The organism is Enterobacter sp. BNK-8 (assembly GCF_048685095.1).
GTDB classification, from domain to species: Bacteria; Pseudomonadota; Gammaproteobacteria; order Enterobacterales; family Enterobacteriaceae; genus Enterobacter; species Enterobacter quasiroggenkampii.
The window spans coordinates 73,204-91,360 of record NZ_JBLQTN010000002.1; the positions used below are offsets into that span (position 1 = coordinate 73,204).

Annotated in this window: 20 protein-coding genes and 1 pseudogene; 2 read left to right on the forward strand and 19 right to left on the reverse strand. The window is 54.0% G+C overall.

What is annotated here, in order from left to right; translation table 11 throughout:
* Positions 1–51 precede the first annotated feature (51 nt).
* The 19 genes from ACMGGU_RS23675 to parM form a co-directional block, all read right to left on the reverse strand.
* Positions 52–378 carry a hypothetical protein gene (locus ACMGGU_RS23675; protein WP_063617439.1) on the reverse strand — a complete coding sequence of 109 codons (327 nt, stop codon included), beginning with the start codon at positions 376–378 and terminating at the stop codon, positions 52–54.
* Positions 375–1,103: a plasmid SOS inhibition protein A gene (locus tag ACMGGU_RS23680; RefSeq protein ID WP_407365204.1), complete on the reverse strand. Its 729-nt coding sequence runs from the start codon at positions 1,101–1,103 to the stop codon at positions 375–377. Before ACMGGU_RS23680 ends, ACMGGU_RS23675 begins: the two co-directional genes overlap by 4 nt.
* On the reverse strand, positions 1,100–1,534 hold the full coding sequence (gene psiB, locus ACMGGU_RS23685; protein ID WP_407365203.1) for a conjugation system SOS inhibitor PsiB: 435 nt from the start codon (positions 1,532–1,534) through the stop codon (positions 1,100–1,102). The genes ACMGGU_RS23680 and psiB overlap by 4 nt, the downstream gene beginning before the upstream one ends.
* A 37-nt stretch (positions 1,535–1,571) precedes the next feature.
* Positions 1,572–3,482: a ParB N-terminal domain-containing protein gene (locus ACMGGU_RS23690; protein ID WP_420301018.1), complete on the reverse strand. Its 1,911-nt coding sequence runs from the start codon at positions 3,480–3,482 to the stop codon at positions 1,572–1,574.
* 170 nt (positions 3,483–3,652) lie between these two features.
* Complete coding sequence (locus ACMGGU_RS23695; RefSeq protein ID WP_420301019.1) at positions 3,653–4,018, reverse strand: hypothetical protein; 366 nt, start codon at positions 4,016–4,018, stop codon at positions 3,653–3,655.
* A 43-nt stretch (positions 4,019–4,061) separates the two neighbouring features.
* Positions 4,062–4,334 carry a hypothetical protein gene (locus ACMGGU_RS23700; RefSeq protein WP_420301020.1) on the reverse strand — a complete coding sequence of 91 codons (273 nt, stop codon included), beginning with the start codon at positions 4,332–4,334 and terminating at the stop codon, positions 4,062–4,064.
* Between the two features lie 496 nt (positions 4,335–4,830).
* A complete protein-coding gene (locus tag ACMGGU_RS23705) occupies positions 4,831–4,956 on the reverse strand; it encodes a hypothetical protein (protein WP_301001518.1) in 126 nt (41 codons plus the stop codon).
* A gap of 177 nt (positions 4,957–5,133) precedes the next feature.
* Positions 5,134–5,331, reverse strand: coding sequence for a hypothetical protein (locus ACMGGU_RS23710; protein WP_023345621.1), 198 nt, complete (start codon positions 5,329–5,331; stop codon positions 5,134–5,136).
* A gap of 49 nt (positions 5,332–5,380) precedes the next feature.
* Positions 5,381–5,791, reverse strand: a complete 411-nt coding sequence (locus tag ACMGGU_RS23715) for a DUF1380 family protein (RefSeq protein ID WP_048209978.1) — start codon at positions 5,789–5,791, stop codon at positions 5,381–5,383.
* A gap of 42 nt (positions 5,792–5,833) precedes the next feature.
* Entirely contained in the window at positions 5,834–6,262 is a 429-nt protein-coding gene (locus ACMGGU_RS23720) for an antirestriction protein (protein WP_008502215.1), read from the reverse strand.
* A 502-nt stretch (positions 6,263–6,764) separates the two neighbouring features.
* Entirely contained in the window at positions 6,765–7,307 is a 543-nt protein-coding gene (locus ACMGGU_RS23725) for a Mov34/MPN/PAD-1 family protein (RefSeq protein ID WP_420301021.1), read from the reverse strand.
* Positions 7,249–9,051: a HesA/MoeB/ThiF family protein gene (locus tag ACMGGU_RS23730; protein ID WP_420301022.1), complete on the reverse strand. Its 1,803-nt coding sequence runs from the start codon at positions 9,049–9,051 to the stop codon at positions 7,249–7,251. The genes ACMGGU_RS23725 and ACMGGU_RS23730 overlap by 59 nt, the downstream gene beginning before the upstream one ends.
* The gene (locus ACMGGU_RS23735) at positions 9,048–10,193 is read right to left on the reverse strand and encodes an SMODS domain-containing nucleotidyltransferase (RefSeq protein ID WP_420301023.1); all 1,146 of its coding nucleotides are present in this window, start codon (positions 10,191–10,193) and stop codon (positions 9,048–9,050) included. The genes ACMGGU_RS23730 and ACMGGU_RS23735 overlap by 4 nt, the downstream gene beginning before the upstream one ends.
* 5 nt (positions 10,194–10,198) lie before the next feature.
* Complete coding sequence (locus ACMGGU_RS23740) at positions 10,199–11,698, reverse strand: SAVED domain-containing protein (RefSeq protein WP_420301024.1); 1,500 nt, start codon at positions 11,696–11,698, stop codon at positions 10,199–10,201.
* 630 nt (positions 11,699–12,328) lie between these two features.
* Positions 12,329–13,285 (reverse strand): IS110 family transposase, encoded by a 957-nt coding sequence (locus ACMGGU_RS23745; protein WP_420301025.1) that lies wholly within the window; start codon positions 13,283–13,285, stop codon positions 12,329–12,331.
* A gap of 420 nt (positions 13,286–13,705) precedes the next feature.
* Entirely contained in the window at positions 13,706–13,909 is a 204-nt protein-coding gene (locus ACMGGU_RS23750) for a hypothetical protein (protein WP_338235285.1), read from the reverse strand.
* Positions 13,910–13,937: 28 nt separating this feature from the next.
* Positions 13,938–14,201, reverse strand: coding sequence for a hypothetical protein (locus ACMGGU_RS23755; protein ID WP_338235287.1), 264 nt, complete (start codon positions 14,199–14,201; stop codon positions 13,938–13,940).
* Between the two features lie 3 nt (positions 14,202–14,204).
* Complete coding sequence (locus ACMGGU_RS23760; protein WP_420301026.1) at positions 14,205–14,867, reverse strand: plasmid partitioning/stability family protein; 663 nt, start codon at positions 14,865–14,867, stop codon at positions 14,205–14,207.
* A gap of 2 nt (positions 14,868–14,869) precedes the next feature.
* Positions 14,870–15,841 carry a plasmid segregation protein ParM domain-containing protein gene (gene parM / locus ACMGGU_RS23765; protein ID WP_420301041.1) on the reverse strand — a complete coding sequence of 324 codons (972 nt, stop codon included), beginning with the start codon at positions 15,839–15,841 and terminating at the stop codon, positions 14,870–14,872.
* A 231-nt stretch (positions 15,842–16,072) separates the two neighbouring features.
* Between parM and umuD the strand changes: the two genes are divergently transcribed.
* Together umuD and ACMGGU_RS23775 are read left to right on the forward strand one after the other, a co-directional pair.
* The gene (gene umuD, locus ACMGGU_RS23770) at positions 16,073–16,504 is read left to right on the forward strand and encodes a translesion error-prone DNA polymerase V autoproteolytic subunit (RefSeq protein WP_256460515.1); all 432 of its coding nucleotides are present in this window, start codon (positions 16,073–16,075) and stop codon (positions 16,502–16,504) included.
* A pseudogene (locus tag ACMGGU_RS23775) lies at positions 16,504–17,774 on the forward strand (Y-family DNA polymerase). Before umuD ends, ACMGGU_RS23775 begins: the two are co-directional and overlap by 1 nt.
* Positions 17,775–18,157: the final 383 nt, after the last annotated feature.

Here is an 18,157-nt window from a genome sequence, read left to right on the forward strand (position 1 = left end):
CTGCTTTCCTTATATGTTTTGTCTGAGCAGTCAGACAACATGGTATCTGATTCATCGGGCGGACTTGCCATTGAAATATGCCGGACGTGCAGCCAGCTCACGCTCGATTAACTCATCGGCAAACAAAGGGGCAACACGATTGATCCGTGCCTGCATGTTGCGCCTTCTCACTGCGGCTTTCCGTTCATCGCTCCAGCGCTGGATCTGTTTCTGACCGAGAAAATCCACGCAAACAGCGTAACCTGAGCCAGCAACCCAGCGTGCCATCACCTCCTCAGGTGCCGCCTGCCCTGCCTCCACGACAACTGAAACCAGCTCCAGTGGACCTGGGCAGGGCTTGTGCGGCAATTTCCAGCGCAGGGAATAGCGCCACTTCATACACCGCTCCGGTCAGCCAGCTTATTTGGCACCTGCCAGCGTTCAGCGACACGAACTTGCTCAGGTGTTTCCCGGACAATAAACGGGATTTCATACATCACTGTATACAGCGGCTCACCGCTGATGCGAAGCCAGTCAAGTTCCTTCAGCGACGCGAACCGCGACTGCCAGCGCCAGAACGGTGCAGCAAGCTCTGCCGCGTCAAACTCGTCGCTCCACCGGGTGTACCAGGTGCAGACGGTTTCCGGAGACTGAAAATTCAGGTCGATTTTCGCCTGCTCCAGCAGGTTCTGGCGCAGTTTCCAGCGCTGTTCGTACTCACGAGACTGGCGGCGCATCTGACGCGTGGTCTTAATGCCGGACCTGTGCAGCCGTCGACCCGTGCGGGTGTGCATGACCTCAGGAAACAGTTCGGCCTGTACGTCAATTGTGAGCGGCAGCGGGCAGGCTTCGCCACTGGTGGCGATCATCGTGTTAAGCGCCTCCTCGACCTGTTTCAGGTTCGAATGACGGTTATTTGGCACCCAGTGCAGACCAGGTATTTTATTGGCCACCGTGGCGTTGAGGCGTCCGCTGCCCGTGAGAAGACGCAGAAAGGTACGCACATACGGCATGGCGGGCAGTCGTGCGCCGCGTTCGCGGGCAGACTCAACATGGCTGATAGCCTGTATTGCAGCCTGACGGGCGGGCTTCAGGGAAACGAGCGCGTGTGAGGACGGGATCATGCTGTCACCTCCACATTCATCAGCTTCGCCACGGTGCGGGCAGTGCAGTTAAAGCGGCGCATACCTGCCAGCTGCGCGATCAGCTGGTTTATCCGTTCAGGCTGAAGCGTGTCGCTCTGGTAAAGAGTACGCACCACTTCACCGCCGGAGGACAGCAGCACCAGAAGCCAGTAAGGCGAGACTTCGCCCGGGCTGCACACGCACAGATGCCAGTCATCACTGCCGTCCGCGCTGAAGCGGCACTGGACAGGGAAGAAGCCGCCGAACTCGCTGCGGTATTCGGCGCAGACACGCCATCCTTCAGGTGTCGACAGGAGGCCGGTCACGGCATCGCTGAGGGCGCGGCGCGCGTCCTCTCCCTGCTGACGGATAAACTCCAGGTCTGTGGCGGTCAGGGTGTTGATTTGGTTCAGGTCATATTGCATGGTCATGTCTGTTCCCGCCGCCCGAAGGCGGCGGCCTCCGGAATTAAGCAGCGTGGTCAGTGGTATCAGCGTCAGATTCAGTGGCTTCTTCAGCCTCAGCGGCTGGCGCTGTGCGCACCATCCAGTCAGGCAGCCAGCCCTGAGCATTCAGATCCTGCTCGGCGGCCTTCGCCGCATCGCGGCGCTTGAGCTTCACAACTTCACCCGCACGGGCGCTGAGTCCGGCTTCTTCATAGGCTTTGCCAATCTGGGAAATCGTGAGCTTACCGAAATAGCTCTCAGCATCCGGCTGCCACCATTTGCGCAGGTCAAAGTCCAGCGCCGCTTCCAGCCCGTCCAGTTCACTTTTTTGCGTATGGTTATACATACGTTCCTGAATACCGTTGATACCGTGCGCTGCACAGAATCCCAGCAGGGTGTTCACCTGCTCTGCTGACCATGACAGCAGCCAGGTGAAATCGAGATGCCAGTTTTCGGGCAGCGTTGCCTGAAGCGCTTTTTTCTGTGCATTGAGCGCCGTCAGCGCCTTCCCTTCTTCACCGGATGGAGCCAGTGATGCAAGGTGATACTGATTCGAGGATACGGAGGCTTTCAGCGGTTCATTGCGCTTGCCGTAGGTGCGGTCAAAGAGCGCAAGACACAGCGTCCATGTCAGGAGCGCCACCGATACATCGGGGCGACCCGCCAGTTCCGCCTGAACGGCAAGAGTGCGCTCCGCAGACATGGCCTTAACCAGCGTTGCCGGATAGGCGTCAGCGGGAATGTCAGGCGTGGTGTGTCTGATCACATTACTTTCACGCTCCTGACGCGCCTGTTCTTCTTCTGCCCGGTCTTCGTCGGTCAGCTTGCGGATACCAGGCTGAACCTGAAAATTGCTACCGTCCCATGACACCCAGATTCCGTGCGCGGCGCGAAATTCCGGCGTTGCTTCGCGGTACTGCGCCTCGCAGTAAATGTCATCGATATCCTGCTGAAGCTCGTATTCGTCATCGTAGCTTTCAGTGGCTTCCATTTGTTCTTCCAGCTCACTGACGCGCTTCTGTTCTTCTTCCGTCAGGACAGCTTTCGGCATCGCAAAACGGTACTGTTCACCGTCCTCACCGCTGGCACGCAGTTCCGTCATACGGAACTCAGCCCAGCCCCAGCCCTGCTCCTGCTTAACGCGAGCGGCGAGCACGGTGAGCTTGCCAGCCAGCAGAGATTTCACCAGCGCCGCATCGGCAAAGGTGCTGTCCTTGTCGCTGAACAGGTCGGCGGTCAGCGTACCGCCAGCGGCGGTATAGGCTTCCTCACCCACATACTCAAACATAGGGTGACTGATGGCCATCTTGTCGTCGGTCACCATTTTGCGCAGAGTCTGTACGGCAGGATCGCGCCACTGTTCAACAGCCTCTTTCCAGACCTGCTCCTGACGCTCATGGGTATCAGCAAGTGTCAGGACTTCACACTGTTCAAGGGAGATTTCATCCCGCGCCAGCGCATCCAGCAGGGAGGGGGCAAGATTCGCCAGCTTCAGGCAGCGCTGAACGTGGCGCGGGTGATAGCCCATCAGTGCGCCGATCTGAGAGGACGTTTTACCTTCCTGCTGAAGGGTACGAAAACCGATAATCTGCTCGGCGGGATGCATGTTTTTACGTCGACCGTTCTCGATCATCGAGGCCGCCACAGCCATCTCAACGGGCAGGACTTTCACCGGAACAAACGGCGTGTCTGCATCGAGCACACCGCGCATCACCAGAATGCCTGTGCCTCTGCGGCGACCTTCCCCGCCGACAATGCCGATCGTACCGTCCGGCAGTTCTGCACCGATCAGGTTCTGGAGGATGCCCATTGCCTGAATGCTGTCTGCCATCTCTTCCACTTCCTGATCGGTATGCGGAATGATGCGCGTGTTTAAGTCAGTGTGTGACAGGCGGGAGTACGGGAAGATTTGCACGGGCGTATCAGCGAGCAACTGGACGAGCTTCTGCTCGGTAGACTGCGCGATTTTTTCCGCAGATTTTGTCTGACGGGTGGGTCCTGGCTGGTTTTTTTGCCGTAGAATTGGTGGCGACCATGATTTTTACCTCTCAGTGATAGTTGTGGTTAGCCGTGGCCGGATTGCCCTCCGGTCACGGCACCCGGTTAACCGGTAATGCGTTTCGGGTGTGCTGCCAGTGCTGCAAAGGACGGATAGGCATCAAGAACCTGCATCATGACTTTTGCCCCTTCCAGCATCGCTTTATCCGTTACGCTGCCGCTGTTTTCACACACGTTGATCGTTGCCACGATCCCCGATTTCACATCTGAAAAACTCTCATACATGCGGTTGCTGTACAGGACGCGTTTGCCTCCTGCCATCACCTGCCAGTTGTTGCAGTCATTAAATCGGGTGTCCACGTTGTCAAACTCGACCACGTGGGTGTCGCTGGCCTGAATGCGCAGCAGCTTCACGATTTCAGTGCTCTGCCCGACCTTACGGGTCGCCGGACGGGTGTTAAGGTTCTGCATGTTTCCTCCTTCTCTGGGTCAAGGCCGGACATCCGGCCTCCGGTTAAAGCTGCACGTATTGCAGGTTGCGTTTCAGTTCAATAAGAAAATCCGGTTCAAACGACCAGGCGTGCCAGTTAAGCGTTCCGTTGGTGCGGATCTCCACCTGAACGTCGCCGTATCGGGACACATCGGACAGAGTGACGGTGACCCCCGCTTTCAGCGAGGTGGCCTGAGCCACCCACGCCCGTGCGACAGAAACAGGGTTTTGTTCTTCCCCCATCTTCCTGGAAGATTCTTGAGCGGCGGTTTTGACGTTGACGTTTCGTGTGTGCATCCTGGTTTTCTCCTGTGGTGATGGTTGTCCATCTCCCTGGTGAGTTCTCTCGCGGCAAAGGGCAAAGGAGCAACGGCGAAGGGAGGAAGGAAAGGGGCGGAGACTAAAGTTTTTGCGGCACGCAAAAAGTTTTGGCGGAGTGCATTTCACCCCTTGGATGACGACCCGACGGTGCTACGACAAGCCCTCCGCGTGAGGACACACGGGGGATGGCTTCACCGGGGGAACAGGATGCACACACCCGACACGTCGGAACGGCGTGGCGCCATTAAAGCGACGGCATCAGCCGGCGCGGTGAAGGCGTTCCGGACGGTACGGCCGGAGAAGCCGCAGCCCTTGACCTTCGCCATCAGACCCTAGCGTCAGCCCGAAACCCGAAGGGGTTCGGCGGAGCCCGGCGGGTGCGCAGCAGCCGCCCTAGCGGAGTGGGGCTCGACGACCGGACAGCAGCGCTGGCCGGGAGCCGAAGGGGGCCAGAGGAGGGATTCAGGTGTTTTCAGAGGATTTGCTGATCGGGTTTCAGAGCCGCCACGCCACGCCACGCCACGCCACGCCACGCCACGCCACGCCACGCCACGCCACGCCACGCCACGCCACGCCACGCCACGCCACGCCACGCCACGCAGGACCGTATCCGTGACAATTTGCCCTCACAATGCCTTTCATCTGCATCTCTCCGGGCTTACATCCGGGCGGGAGGGGGGAGCGCCGCAGGCGCTGGCCTTACCGTCCGTCAGCCCGAAGGGATGACAGGGTTTTCGCGCGCGAACAGGCGGCGCCTATGCCCCGCCCGGATTATTTACTTTCCATCCCCCTGACCGCCCTGGAGAATGAAGTGGCCGCAAAGATAGACGGCGCACTGGCGGGTAGCCGATTCGCAGATCTCATCCAGCACTTTCGCTGTGGTTACGGGGCTGAGTCCTGATTCGCGACGTCGCTCGTTGATGAGCGTTTTATACTGACGCAGGATGCTGCGGGTTTCCGGTGACAGTTGCATGGTGTTCTCCTTTTTTCAGTTTCCGGAGGCAATGCCTCCGGTTTCTCAGTCAGGCATCGAGCGCCGCGCGCAGGCTCAACATGACGTCATTTTCTTCTTTCAGGGTTTCTGCCGCTGATCCGCCTCCATCCTCCGCGCATACAGCGATACGCTCCATTTCCTTCCCTGCAAGCTGCATCACCACCGCAAGCGCCGCAGCCGGAATGGTGACATTACGGTGTTTCCGTTTTTCTTCCACCATCATCTCAACAATGTTGTAGATGAGAGGGACACATCCGGAGGGATACAGCTCTGCCTCCAGTCTTTCCATCACCACGTCGATCTCTTCATCACTGAGATCCCAGTCAATGCAGAGACCGCGAATATCGTTCCGGCTCCAGCTGGCGAATACAAATTTCTCGCCGTCATTATCGTCATCACGCAGCATTTCGATGGCGATCTCTTTTGCTGTACCAATCATGTTTTTCTCCTTTAGTCGGGCGGCATCGCCGCCCGTGGTCAGTCAGTCAAGGGCACGCCAGATCGTGGCGCTTTCCGGATGGGTATCAGCAAATGCCATAAGCTGCTCATAACGGCGGCAGAAGTGGCGGCACAGCTCCTCATGGTCATGGTTGCTGTGGTGCCAGCTCCGGTGATTCAGTACCAGCGCCGTGAGGATGATCCCCGCCACTTCCCCGCTGACAGTCTGCTCAAACCAGTTGTCCGGATTGCACAGGGTCAGACTCTCCACGTCAGGCGCCATATATCCGCCACCTTCCGGCAGCCGGTAAAACTGCCAGAATCCCCCCTGATACTCAGGGCAGTAACGCTGGGCATAGGCGTACACGGATGCCTCGGACGTCATAAAATCGCCGCCAAACAAATCAGGCAGGAAAGTCAGGCGCTGCGCACCCTCAAGACGAACAGCATCACAGGTCACGGTCTGGTTCATAGATCCTCCACGGTTAACATATTCTCGGTTCCGGCATCGCCGTGACGACACGACAGACCGGCGAAAAGCGGAGGACACAGGGGCGACGCCGCAAGCCGCAGCGCAAAGCCTTCACGTGCTGAATGCACCGTGAAGGGTGCGAACGGGTGAGCAGTTGTGTTTGATGTCAAACAGGAAAGATGTTTAAAAGACGCGTAGTGTTTGCAGGCGATGAATGTCTGTTATGAGCGAAATGCGGATAGTGATGACAGCATTCCTTTTGAATCAACGGCGGGGCAGATAGTAATGACACAGGCTTTATAGTCTGGTAATGGTCGCTCTGAAAGCGACCGTTCATGGATCCGATGATTAAATGGCGCCGCACACAATGAACGCCTCGGTTCGCTGGCCAGCCTAAGTATCTGTCGACTGCGCGAATCGGCAGAGTGCGGCTCCGACGGGCCGCAAAAGTGGCGTTTCCGCCTGAATACTATGGTCTGATGAAAAACAAAGGGGACGGATATTAAATCAGTACCTCTCGCAGTCTGATGGGGGCGTCTCCCCTTGGGAATACACTGGCGCTCAGACTGTATGAGCCTGCCGGATCCCCTCCAAGTATAATCATTACAGGCTCCAAGCACTGGTAGTCAGGGTTCGCTGCAATGCTTATCATGGACCTGAAGTCATCGCCACTTGGCTCGGGTGAGCCTCCTGGATGAAAATGCCATTCACCAACATAATACAATCCCGTTTTCCATCGAGCATGAAGTAAAGGCCTCAGCCCTCTGACGCCCCGTTGAAATGTCGTCCGTCCAGCGAGTGAATCCGTTGGACGGGTCGTAGCTTCCACGATCATTGCCTTAGAACTGTCTTCGCTGTATGAGCCAATCAGAATGCCACCAGTTTCATTTACGCCAGCTTTAAGACATTCGGAAACCATTTGCTTAATGGTTGAGGAGCTAATAACGACCGTATAAAGCGCACCCTCTCTCGAAAAAGTCACATCTTTAATACTCATGCGGCTCTCTCTCAACAGTACCATCAGGCATCTGCTTAAAATATTCATAGATTCTCCCTGGCGCACTGACCACCCGGCAAATGAATTTTGTACCGACGGCCGCCCATAACTGTACGTCATCGGCACGGGCCGGAAATACAGGATGCCAGCACCCGATGCCTTCTATTCTCGCCTCATCTATCTTGATCTCAGGTGACGCCGAGGCGTCGAAGCGGCTGGAAGCATCCGTAACCGGAAACGTTGTTTCACTGGCAGCAAACGCAAATAAACCTTCAGCCCGCCATGTCATAGCCAGGCTGATAAATATTTTTTCACCTTGCCAGTCAAATGCCGCCAATGACTTAAGAACGCCATCATCACCGGTACAATCAATGATCACGTCGTACTGACGCAGTGAGTTTTTTGCGGCCTCACTCTCAGGGGGAAACGCGCAGCTGAATGAACGTGCACTTGCGTCAGGCAGAATACGATTCAGATGCTCAACCAGCGCGGCCGCTTTGTTATGGCCAACTGACGTCATTGTCAGGGCATGACGGCTAAGATTTCCGGTCTGTAGGAGGTCTGCGTCCAGAATGCCGAGGCTGACAACACCAATGCGCATCAGGTTTTCTGCAATCATACTGCCCAGTGAGCCTGCACCGATTATCAGCACCTTTTTACTGCGAATGTCGTTGGCTGCTTCGCCACGTGTTCTGAGCTGGTCGGCAGCCCAGTTTTGCGTCCTCACCCACCTTATGGGCTCTTGTGAAAGTGGCTGTTCGCGATCCCAGGCTCTGCGATTCCGTTCCGTTGGACGGAATCCGGGGCGCTTTGTCATCGTATTACTGAGACCGGTCAGACACAGCGCCAACCAGTGAATGCGCGCTGGCTCATCTCCAATTTTGTTTTCCAGCGGAAAACCCAGCAAGAGTAATCCGGGCGCGCGTTGCTTGCGCAGGGCTCTGACAGAACGCCCAATATCTGAAAAAAGGTCCGGCAGTGATAACCCCCATTGTGCGAAGCAATGGCTGAGCTCCTGCCAGGTCCTGGGTGCCTGCCAAGGAGCCAGAACGGGGAGTGTAGGCAAAACAGACCACACAGCGTTCGTTGTTCTCGTGCCTCTGCGCATGAACGGGGACCATTTGGTTGTCCGGATTAGCTTTCCTTTGTTATCAAAAAACTCACGCAAAAAGCGGGTACCGCTCGCACCAGGCAATCCAGTGCTGCTTGCAAACCCCCATTCTCCTGTTTTCGATGTCCAGAAAGGGAGATCATCAGTCTGTTCGCTAAAGCCGATCACAGTAAAGGGTGACTGACCGGGGAAGGCGGGGAGTTCAACAGCATCCCCGGTTGTAACCAGTTTTTCCTGTGCAGCGGCATCAATCCAGAGTAGCAGCCTGCTGAGTCGCCATCTGATTCTGTCGAGTAATGCTTCGGGTTCCTGCCCCCATAAGTTACGACCAAATGCGGCGGGCGTATTCTCAAGGCACGGATTTCCTGATGTCCATCCACGGGTAGACGCATCCGAAAAGTTGTAGTTTTGGTGCTGAAACGTTGCAGATATACCTTCCGATTTATCGGGATAGACCTCTATGCGTATCTGAGCCTCTTCCTGCCAGAGGACCAGATGCCAGACGCTGTGGTCTGGCATGAAGCTGGAGCCGGGTACGGAAAGCCTGGCGGTGAATTTAAGCGACCATCTCTTGTCAGCAGAAAGCACCCAGGAATTGTTCGTCCGCATCCTGGGATCATTATTGATAAGGGTGAACGCTGCCTGCAGCTCTCGTGGCACCTGCTGAATGACTGTACTCAAGCGAAGCGCCCGGTTTTCTGTGGTTCCGCTGGTTTACTTGGCACTGTAAATCCGCCATTGCGATCGCCGCCCTGAGGACCGGGTAAAGGAAACTTGGCTCCGAACAGTTTACGCCATAGTTCTGCACTTTCCTGAGGATCCTGAGAGGCCAGCGCGTTACGGGCAATTTCCGCCGCCCCCGCAATACCCTCATAAAATGAACAGAAATCGTCGGTTGATAAGCGCGCCATCACGTCATGCTCTTCAACGCCGTGATCTGGCAAACACGGCTTACCTTTCTGGCTGTAAATGTCTGCCCAACGGCACAAAAAAGTGTCCAAAAGCTGAACAAGACCTTTGCCCATTGAGGTGGTTCCATTATTCAGCGCATTACCAATCAGATGCTCCAGCGGATAGCCTTTAGGGTATTTCGGCAGGTTTTCGCTGTTCTGTTGTCGCCACCATTTCACCGCCCTGACAAGGTTAATGTAGTGACCGTTGCAAACGCGGTTTTTCTCAGCGGTCCATCTGATCTGCGCGAGAGGATGAGTTCGGCCCCACTCATTTTTTTCCCTGTCAGGTAGCACTAACGGGTGTGCTTTCCATTCTGAAGCGGGGGCGTCCTCTACCTGCGCGCTGCTGCTCTCAGACAACCATCCCGTATTGGGGGACCAGCTTTTATTCAGGCGCCAGTCAGTTTGCTCTTCCAGAGAGTTAACAGTCAGAACTGACTCTGACTTATAGAGTTGCTCAAGATGTTTTTTTTCTGCCCCTGACTCAGGGATGGCGGTGATCACTAGGTCCAGTTCGACATAGGAGAGGGTAATACCAAAAGAGCGCCCCTGAGTTTCCCATTTACCCGGGTAATACTTGTCGAGGAATGGGATGAACAGGTCCATTGCATCAGTGGGAGACATCAAGGTATGGTCAAGATTGGTAACCACGACAATATCAACGTCAGGGCGTTTATCACCGAGCGGACGGATTGCCGTTGAACGACGAATGCTGCCCTGCAGGAACGTTGATACGACAATTTCCTTGAGTAGTTCGAAATTCTTCAGGCGCTCGCGCAGTGTCCTTGCACCACTTTTCCAGTCTTCCTTCTGTGTATCAGTCGGCCTGATATTTGCTAAAAATTCGTTGAACTGAGGTTGAAGTTCCATAATGATTAAACCTTAAATGAAGGAAGGTAGGAGCCATCTCGTTGGCGTTGAAAGTCAAACTCATAAAAGACGCATGTCCCCAGAAAATCGGTGTGCTGGCCAAGATAAAAATTAACGGCATTTGGCGCAGCGCTGAAAATATGCAGGCTTGCCTCAACCGGTAAATTTGCATCCGTGACGGCATCGGATATTTGTTCGGCAAGCGCTACGGCATGTGAACCATTTTTCACAGATCGTTGCCCGTATCCGTTTGCAGGGGTGACATGAATGATCCGTCCTATGTCAGGCTGATTTGCGAGTATGTAAGCTTGCGCTTTTGGCAGCGCATTTCTCGCAATGCTGAGCACTACTGCAACATCGCTTCCGGTTCCGATAGTCTCGATCTCGATAACCGCAGCAGGTTCGTTGTGGGGTTCGTATTCAGACCAGATAGAGTCGCCCGATCTCCCTTTCTGGACCAGTTCGATTTCTACGCCTGACTTGTGACCAAGACATTTTCCGGCAAGCATTGCAATGGAGCTGTGGGTATTTAGATACAGCCGAACTTTACGCTCCGTCTGCCTTATACCTGTGAGGAAGGTTTCTACTTGGGGCTTAATAACATCATTCCACTCAATGCCTGGGTAGGGAAATCGACCTTCGAAGAGAGAAAGCAGAGATAGTGTGTGTTCCGGAAGCGCATCCATGATGTCCAGTGGCCCATCGCTGAAGGAGCGCAGCGCAACACTTCTGAAGTTTTCAGGTGGTTCCGCCCTGAGCCAGTTTTCTTCCACGCACAGGGCTGTGAATTGTTCACGTGTAAATCGGTAACGTCCCTGACTGCGTAAAGCACGAGCAGCTGCATCGAACCGAAAGTCAGAACTGGTTTCGCAGGTAATCAGGCCAATGATCTGGAAGCAGGTATTAACTTTTTCACGCATCGCTTCAAGTGTGGGCTGTGACTGATGGATGTAAAACCCTGTCAGCACCAGCTCCAGTTCTTGGTCTGTGGAGAGCTTGAGATGTTCACGCCAGAGCTTGCGAACCTTTCCCTTTCGGCTAATGTCAGTCGTGCCATCGAACAGTTTATCGAGTCGTAATGAGCCATCCACATTGCTGATTATTTCACCAAGTGGGTCTGCATCAATAATTCGATCTGTCGTGACAAGATTAAAAGCAGAGTTGGCAGGCGCAGTGCTCTTTGCCTCTTGTAGCCTTTCAAGAATTGAGAAGGTCTTAGCGCCAATGAAGGCCGGGTCAATCAGGTCTTCAAAACCAAAACTTGTAGCCTGTGTAACGTGAAATTTGATTTGATAGTAATCGGCCTGAATTCGTTCTGGCCCAGTGCTGCGGCGGGGAGGGTTATAACGTGTAATTACGTCATCAAAAGCTTTAGGGCCGTCGGCCTCATAGGAAACTTCTGATACGAAACCCTGATCGGGATTTTTAAGTCTGGATGCCTCAATCCAGAAATATCGAGCCTGATAATCATGACCATGCCAGTTAGCCAATACAGAAGTCGCCATGAGATTCGTCCCAAATAACAGTAATATTTTGAAACTATCACGTCAGAGTATACTGTTCAAGAAGACAGTGATTATTACAGGTTCTGAAATTCATTAACGACTCATTTGTATTTAAATAATTGATATTATTATCAAATCAAAAATAATGTCAGTCAGACACCCGTTAAACTGAAGAGCAAATTTTTATTAATTCCCAGACGTTCTCTGAAAAAGAACATTTAACTGCAGACTTCTGTAGGAAGATCAACTATTGAACAAAATGACATTGATCAAAGGTGAGATTAGTGACTGTGTATTCAAGACATAAGAGTCATCTCAGTAATTATACTTAGTCCCCCCTTCCCCCCGGCGTTGCCGGTGTTTCAGCACGACTGCAGTAACCGGCAGGTCAATAAGCTTAGCCGACTCACCAGAAGCGGCATTTTCGGAACCGTCGGCTGGGGTCTAATGTAAAAAATAAAACACTCTAAGGATCCAGGATGGTTCGCTTTGAGCGAGGAATGGATAACATGCTCTCGACAAACTAAAATAGCACGATATAAGCAAGTTCCGAGTCTGGCACAAAGCGGACTCTCAGGGATCCCCCTGATAAAATCGTTCTGACTCAGGCGAGTGTAAGAAATTTTATAACTAAGTGTTTAGACCGTTAGCGCCCTCATAAATCCAGTCTTTTTGATCCCGAAACATTGCATTGAGTATGGTGATAAATTTTCTTATACAAGCAGTAAGAGCCACCTTTTTGGGCTTTCCCCTTGCAAGTAATCGAGTGTAAAAAGCCCTGATTTGGGGGTTGAAACGCACTGCTGAAAGCATAGCCATAAAGAGAGTCGCGCGCAGACCTGACCTCCCTCCCCAGATCGCCCTCTTTCCCCTGAGTTGTCCGCTGTCCCTGTCATAAGGACAAACCCCAACCAGCGCTGAAACCTGTCGACGCGTAAGCGAGCCGAGTTCCGGAAGTTGTATCAAAAGAGTGGCCTGTGTTATTGGCCCTATACCTTTTACCTTGTCAAGCAGCTTACGTTTCATAGCCAAAGTATCATCCTGGCGTAGCCGTAGCTTAATCTCGGCATCCAGAATATCAATCTCAGCGTCAAGCCATTTGATATGCCGCATGATTCCCTGCTCAATATAAACACCACATAGTTCCTTGAGACGGTTGGTTTCCATTACACGGTTCTGAACCAGCTGACGCCGACGCATCAACAGTATGGCCAAATCCTGTTGCTGCTCGCTTTTTATCGGCCTGAATTGTGGGGTCATGCGCCGACCATATTCGCAGATAATTCTCGCGTCGATTGGGTCACTCTTTGCCACCCTACCCATGGCTCTGGCAAAGTTTTTTATCTGACGAGGATTAATTACAGCGACTGGCAAACCCGATGCACTTAGCATTAATTCAGCAGTACAATGATACCGACTTGTAGCTTCCATGACGACTCCAGCTACAGTAAGCCCTCTTAGTGCTTTCTGTAATTCATGAACTCCCGAAGCTGAATTTTCCAGATGTAGCAACTGCCCGGTAGTGTCGATAAACACTTCCAGAGTGTTCTTGGCTACATCTATACCAACAATGGTTTTATCACTCATATTCAGTTCTCCCTGCCTTGCAGATACGGGCTCGTTATACGCCCAGGCAATTGTTCGGGCTAATACTGAGACTGATGTTGCGCAATGGTGCTCACCCTCGGGCTCATATCCCTGGACGAAGAACGTGCTGCAACATCAGGTAAATCACAATGAGTGTATACGTTTCTCATTGTCATACTGATCATACAAGGACGGAGACAACGTGAACCCTTGCGACCGCAGCGGCCGGGTTAGCGTGAAGGCACGGCGGGTAATTTTTTACGGGAGATATAAAACGGAGGGAAAATTTCACATTAAATTAATATGTGATTTACATCACAAAACAATGCATTATAATCGCCGAAAAATTAAGCGTTTAGTTTTGACGGCAGGGATGAGATGTCACCCTGCCGTTTTTTTCTGAAGTGTACGGGGCCGGATTTAACGCACAGGAGCGGCACCAATACGTCTCAGCGCATCCTCTACTTCACGCAGCCCAAAAATATCTTCCGGCGGCTGCTCTTTTCCGGACAGGCTACATACCGTAAAGACGGCATTTGATGCGGTTAATCTCTCGCGGAACAACGCCTGCAGTGCCACAACGACCAGCGTACGTTCGTCTCCTGTCAGTTCTTCAAGCTGCATACTGTTTCCTTCAGGTTAATGTTCATATTCATCCCCGCCCCTCTGGTTTTTTCTCGTCAAACGCCAGGAGAACCCCGAGGCCGATCAGTGAGGCATAGCAGACCTGCATCGCGATTGTCACCGGCAGGGAGATGTTATCAACCAGAACGCCGGGAACCACGACGGCCACGCCTGCCAGTATCATCCCCCTGCCGGTCTTTTTGACCCGTTCCGGCCACTGAGATTCAGGCACGTTCCGGCCGCGCAGAAAGTTATGAATGCACTGCACTGCTTTTTGTTTAATCACTGACATGTTCTAGTCTCCGAATGCCCGGCGCATATTTTTCTTTATGCTGGTCGCTTCTGCGGATACCGGTGCGGCAGGCTCCGCTGGTTTCTCCGGCACTGCAGCCATACTCACGTCAGCCGTACCAGCCATCTGCTGAACCAGAACCTGCAGCTCGCTGACCGTGCCGGGCGGTACCGGCATACTGGCCAGCAGACGCGGCAGCTCCGGTGCGGTCGTATGCAGGGCCAGACCGGTGATAATCAGGTTTCTCAGCAGCTCTCCGCGCAGGCGGGATGACACGCCCGTCAGCACACGCTCAACCCTTTCACTGCTCCGGTCATCCTGAAGCGTCAGGGTGTAACGCCGGCGCTGGTATTGCGTCTCAGGTGACATGGCCAGAGCCGCCACGCCACCATCAGGCTCATCAGAAAGTCCTGAGAGTGAAGACCAGGTGCCGGATACCAGCGCCATCACGGCACAAAGCCGGATGGCGCTCAGATGTCCGTCAAAGAACACCGGGATCAGCGCCGGTAAACGGGCATCCGTCTGGTACATCACCGCCCCGGCGGTGGCGGCGGTCCGGATGAAATCACCGCGCAGGGGCTGTGAGATGGTGCTGATGGTCGCCATCGACGCGATGTCGGTGCGATCGTCGCTGTGCAGATAGAAAGAATACTGGCCGTCCGGCACGTTTAGTCCTCTTTATTGTAAAGGGCAATCTCTCTGGCCAGTGCCAGCTGCGGATCGCCGATAACCTCGATACGGTCAGGAGCCAGAGGCCAGGCCTGACGGATAGCCTCTTCAATGAGGGATGCCCCTCCCCCGACCAGGAATACCCGGTTAACGTTCCTGAAGGCCGTCAGCTCACTGGTGACGCGCGCGCCCAGGGAAGTGATTGCCTCTGTAATTTTGTTCAGAACATCGTCAATTTTTCCGGCATCGTTGATCACTCGCTGCAGATACTGACGATCATTGCGGTTGCGGATGACCGTGTCAGCAATAAGCGCGCTGGTTTCGCTGTCTGCAGCCCGCAGCGCGCCTGCAGCTGCGCGGGTGACCTGTGACACGCCGACAGACGGATTGCCGTGTACCGCACTGATATCATCAAACTGTCCGACAATCACGCCGGCATCGAGCGTGGTTCCGCCGAGATCGATAATCAGTGTGGTCTCAGCGGGACCGGGCTTCAGCTCGGCGAGACGGGAGAACGCCGCCGGCAGTGATTCCGGCATCACCTTCACGTCCGTTACGGTAAATGCCCTGTCCTTATTCAGAACCAGCTCACGCATCAGGTTTTCCCGTTTGCGTCGGATGTTCTCCTCGTTCCGCTGACAGTCCCCGTCATAATACTCGCTCAGGGGCAGCGTCACGGTCAGGCTCACCGGCTGCGGCTCAAGTCCGCTGTTCAGCAGGGCATGATGCACGGCCAGCAGGTTGAGATCACCGTACTGGTATTCCACGTTTGTTGTCGGGATGGCATCCCGGCTGACGCTGTCCCAGGTGTATTTCAGCGTGCCCACCTGATAGTTGAACGTTGCGGCACTGAATTCCGCCACTTTCCAGCCATGCCGGAAGGAGTTAGCTGAAACCCGGGTCTGCAGCTCGTTTCCTTCAAACCATGCCAGCTTAACATTAGTTGAACCATCATCGCAGTAAATATTCATCATTATGCTCCTTCAATTAAACTCAATTTGATACATATTATAAGAGCAAAATGGCAAAATAAAAGCCTTATTTCTCATTATGAGTAATTCAAATTTCTCATAATGATATAAAATAACATTTTGAGTAACTTAGGTTACCCACCCTGTTCATGAAGCAGGTGATCTGGATTATCCTCACGCTGTTAAATATACTGTATGCATAACCAGTATATTTAGACGTCAGGAGGAAAGATGAAACTGCAGCTTTTCAGCACCGGGAAAGCACTACCGGCACAGGCCTATCCGTTGTTTGCAGACCTGGCCAGCTGCGGTTTTCCCAGCCCTGCCGCGGACTATGTCGAGTCCGACCTGGATCTCCATGATTACTGCATACGGCACCCGAGCGCGACTTACTATCTCCGTGCCAGCGGTGACAGTATGTCCGACGGCAGCCTTTACAATGGCGATCTGCTGGTTGTGGACAGTGCAGAGAAGCCCCGGCACGGCGATATTGTTGTGGCCAGCGTGCAGGGGGAGTTTACGGTTAAACGGCTTCTGCTGACGCCACGACTGACGCTGCAGCCAATGAACGCCGCCTGGTCGCCGATTTATCCCGACCCGGACGATCTGGATATCTTTGGCGTCGTCACGCACATCATCCACCGCCCGAGGGAGATGTACTGATGTTTGCCCTGGCCGATGTGAACAGCTTTTATGCCAGCTGCGAACGTGTTTTCCGCCCTGATTTGAAAGGAAAGCCGGTTGTGGTGCTCAGTAATAACGATGGCTGCGTCATCGCAAGAAGTGCCGAGGCAAAGCCCTGGATCAAAATGGGCACGCCGTGGTTTCAGATGAAAAACGAAAAGTACCCGGAAAAAATATACGCGTTCTCAAGCAACTATGAACTTTATGCCTCGATGTCAGCGCGCGTGATGAGCTGCCTGGAGGAGCTGGCCCCCAGGGTGGAACAGTATTCGATTGACGAGATGTTCCTCGACCTGACCGGCGTTGAGCACTGCATGGACCTGGAGGACTTCGGCCGGCAGCTGCGCCAGCACGTGTATGACTGTACCCGTCTGACCATCGGCGTGGGTGCCGGGCCGACGAAAACCCTGGCAAAATCAGCCCTGTGGGCCTCAAAGGAGTGGAAACAGTTTCGTGGCGTGCTCGCCCTGACCCGGGGAATCCTCAGCGAACGCGGAAACTGCTTTCACTGCAGCCGGTCGAAGAGTTCTGGGGCGTGGGAAACCGTATTGCACGCAAGCTCAATGTTCTTGGCATCAGGACCGCGCTCGATCTGGCCCTGACGAATCCGGCCTTCATCCGGAAAAATTTCTCCGTCGTTCTCGAGCGAACAGTGCGCGAACTGAACGGGGAAAGCTGCATGTCGCTTGAGGAAGCACCGCCTACTAAACAACAGATCGTCTGCAGCCGCAGTTTTGGCGAGAAGATCACTGAATACGATTCGCTGCGCCAGGCTGTCTGTCAGTACGCAGAACGGGCCTCAGAAAAGCTGCGTAAAGAGCGCCAGTACTGCCGGCATATTTCCGTATTCATCAAAACGTCTCCGTTCGCCGTTAAAGAGCCTTACTACGGCAACGTGGCCACGGAGAAACTGCTTACCCCCACTCAGGACACCCGGGACATCATTGCGGCCGCCACAACGGCTCTGGAGCGTATCTGGAAGGATGGGCACCGGTATGCCAAAGCCGGTGTGATGCTGAATGACTTCACCGGCTCCGGCGTTTCGCAGCTGCAGCTGTTCGACGAACGTCCTCCACGTCCTCACAGCGCTGAGCTGATGAAGGTTCTCGATGGCATTAATCATTCCGGTCTGGGACAGGTCTGGTTTGCCGGGCGAGGGATTGCGCCTGCATGGCAGATGAAACGCGATATGCTCTCCCCTGCGTACACCACCCGCTGGAAAGATATCCCCATAGCGAGGATCAGTTAAATTTCGCCTTTCAGAGAGAGCCAGTAGTGCTCGCCGCAGCCGAACGACAGGGCGAAGCCCGCGAGTGAGCGAGGAAGCACCAGGGAACAAAACGAACATAATCTTCTTACGCACCGAATACAGGAATCACTGTAACATCTCAAAATCGGTATTGTGATATAAACAGCTGAACAGAGTGGGACCATGGTCCCAGTTAAGTCCGGCGTGTGGAATAGATATTCCCGGTGGGGTTGACGGGTGAGTTCTGCCACGCAAGTAGGATGTGGGACCATGGTCCCAGTTAAGTCCGGCGTGTGGAATAGATATTCCCGGTGGGGTTGACGGGTGAGTTCTGCCACGCAAGTAGGATGTGGGACCGTGGTCCCAGTTAAATCCGGTGTGTG

Bases quoted from the DNA above. Each gene is read 5' to 3' on its own strand.
- ACMGGU_RS23675 (WP_063617439.1), bottom strand. From the start codon at position 378: ATGAAGTGGCGCTATTCCCTGCGCTGGAAATTGCCGCACAAGCCCTGC.
- ACMGGU_RS23680 (WP_407365204.1), bottom strand. From the start codon at position 1,103: ATGATCCCGTCCTCACACGCGCTCGTTTCCCTGAAGCCCGCCCGTCAG.
- psiB (WP_407365203.1), bottom strand. From the start codon at position 1,534: ATGACCATGCAATATGACCTGAACCAAATCAACACCCTGACCGCCACA.
- ACMGGU_RS23695 (WP_420301019.1), bottom strand. From the start codon at position 4,018: ATGCAGAACCTTAACACCCGTCCGGCGACCCGTAAGGTCGGGCAGAGC.
- ACMGGU_RS23700 (WP_420301020.1), bottom strand. From the start codon at position 4,334: ATGCACACACGAAACGTCAACGTCAAAACCGCCGCTCAAGAATCTTCC.
- ACMGGU_RS23710 (WP_023345621.1), bottom strand. From the start codon at position 5,331: ATGCAACTGTCACCGGAAACCCGCAGCATCCTGCGTCAGTATAAAACG.
- ACMGGU_RS23715 (WP_048209978.1), bottom strand. From the start codon at position 5,791: ATGATTGGTACAGCAAAAGAGATCGCCATCGAAATGCTGCGTGATGAC.
- ACMGGU_RS23720 (WP_008502215.1), bottom strand. From the start codon at position 6,262: ATGAACCAGACCGTGACCTGTGATGCTGTTCGTCTTGAGGGTGCGCAG.
- ACMGGU_RS23725 (WP_420301021.1), bottom strand. From the start codon at position 7,307: ATGAATATTTTAAGCAGATGCCTGATGGTACTGTTGAGAGAGAGCCGC.
- ACMGGU_RS23735 (WP_420301023.1), bottom strand. From the start codon at position 10,193: ATGGAACTTCAACCTCAGTTCAACGAATTTTTAGCAAATATCAGGCCG.
- ACMGGU_RS23740 (WP_420301024.1), bottom strand. From the start codon at position 11,698: ATGGCGACTTCTGTATTGGCTAACTGGCATGGTCATGATTATCAGGCT.
- ACMGGU_RS23745 (WP_420301025.1), bottom strand. From the start codon at position 13,285: ATGAGTGATAAAACCATTGTTGGTATAGATGTAGCCAAGAACACTCTG.
- ACMGGU_RS23750 (WP_338235285.1), bottom strand. From the start codon at position 13,909: ATGCAGCTTGAAGAACTGACAGGAGACGAACGTACGCTGGTCGTTGTG.
- ACMGGU_RS23755 (WP_338235287.1), bottom strand. From the start codon at position 14,201: ATGTCAGTGATTAAACAAAAAGCAGTGCAGTGCATTCATAACTTTCTG.
- parM (WP_420301041.1), bottom strand. From the start codon at position 15,841: ATGAATATTTACTGCGATGATGGTTCAACTAATGTTAAGCTGGCATGG.
- umuD (WP_256460515.1), top strand. From the start codon at position 16,073: ATGAAACTGCAGCTTTTCAGCACCGGGAAAGCACTACCGGCACAGGCC.